Annotated in this window: 1 protein-coding gene; it reads right to left on the bottom strand. The window is 68.6% G+C overall.

Annotated elements, in window-relative coordinates; all coding sequences use genetic code 11:
* Window positions 1–71 precede the first annotated feature (71 nt).
* Complete coding sequence (nadA, locus tag AC27IO_RS24305; protein ID WP_498741224.1) at window positions 72–1,172, bottom strand: quinolinate synthase NadA; 1,101 nt, start codon at window positions 1,170–1,172, stop codon at window positions 72–74.
* Window positions 1,173–1,312: the final 140 nt, after the last annotated feature.

The raw sequence follows: 1,312 nt of genomic DNA, 5'->3' as shown, positions 1-1,312 counted from the left end.
CCCATGCCCTAGAAAAATCATGCCTGGATTGCTATTTAATTAATAGCAAATCGATGCCATGCCGGTGCGCTTCATGCCGCGCCGATGTGGGGCACCAGCGCGCCCAGGGGCTGCCCGCCCTTGAGCGCGGCGGTGAAGGCCAGCATGCGGTCGATGGGCTGGCGCGCGCGCGGGATGAGCGCCGGGTCCACGTGGATGGCGTTGGCACCGGTTTCCAGCACGCGGGCCACGTCGGCCAGGCCGTTCATGGCCATCCAGGGGCAGTGCGCGCAGCTCTTGCAGGTGGCGCTATTGCCGGCCGTGGGGGCCTCGTGGAAGGTCTTGCCCGGGTTGAGCGCGCGCAGCTTGTGCATCATGCCGTTGTCGGTCGCCACGATGAATTCGCGCGCGTCCATCTCGCGCGCGGCCTTCAGGATGGCGGAGGTCGAGCCCACGGCATCGGCCAGCGCCACCACGTCGGCGGGGCTCTCGGGGTGCACCAGCACCTTCGCCTGCGGGTGCGCCGCCTTCAGCGCCTGCAGCTCTTCGGCCTTGAACTCGTCGTGCACGATGCAGGCGCCGTTCCAGAACAGCATGTCGGCGCCGGTCTGCTGCTGGATGTAGGCGCCCAGGTGGCGGTCGGGCGCCCACAGGATCCGGTGGCCCGCCGCCTTGAGCGCGCCCACGATCTCCAGCGCGCAACTGGAGGTGACGAGCCAGTCGGCGCGCGCCTTCACCGCCGCGCTGGTGTTGGCGTAGACGACCACGGTGCGGTCGGGGTGCGCATCGCAGAACGCGCTGAACGCATCGGCGGGGCAGCCCAGGTCGAGCGAGCAGGTGGCATCCAGGTCGGGCATGAGCACGGTCTTCTCGGGCGACAGGATCTTGGCCGTCTCGCCCATGAAGCGCACGCCCGAGACCACCAGCGTCTGCGCGGCATGGTCGCGCCCGAAGCGCGCCATCTCCAGCGAATCGCTGACCAGCCCGCCGGTTTCCTCGGCGAGGTCCTGCAGGTCCGGGTGCACGTAGTAGTGCGACACCATGACGGCGTTCTTCTCGCGCAGCAGCCGCCGGATGCGGTCCTTGAGCGCGGCGCGTTCGGTGGGCGAGGGCTCGGCAGGCACGCGGGCCCAGGCGAACTTCGTGGAGCAGACGGCGCCGTCTTCGGGCTGCTCGTACTCCACGTCCTTGATGGCGGTGGGGTCGTCATGGGGTGGGGTCTTTGCGGCCGCGAAAGGCGGCGGCGCCAAGGCAGTATTCAGGGTCTTAGAAGTGGGCCGCCGGCTGCTAGGCAATGTCCTGCATGCGCATGGAGAAATCGATGGCCTTCACG

Source organism: Acidovorax sp. KNOB132, assembly GCF_057541515.1.
Note: the sequence above shows the minus strand (reverse complement) of the source record. Positions and strands in the feature narration are given on the sequence as shown.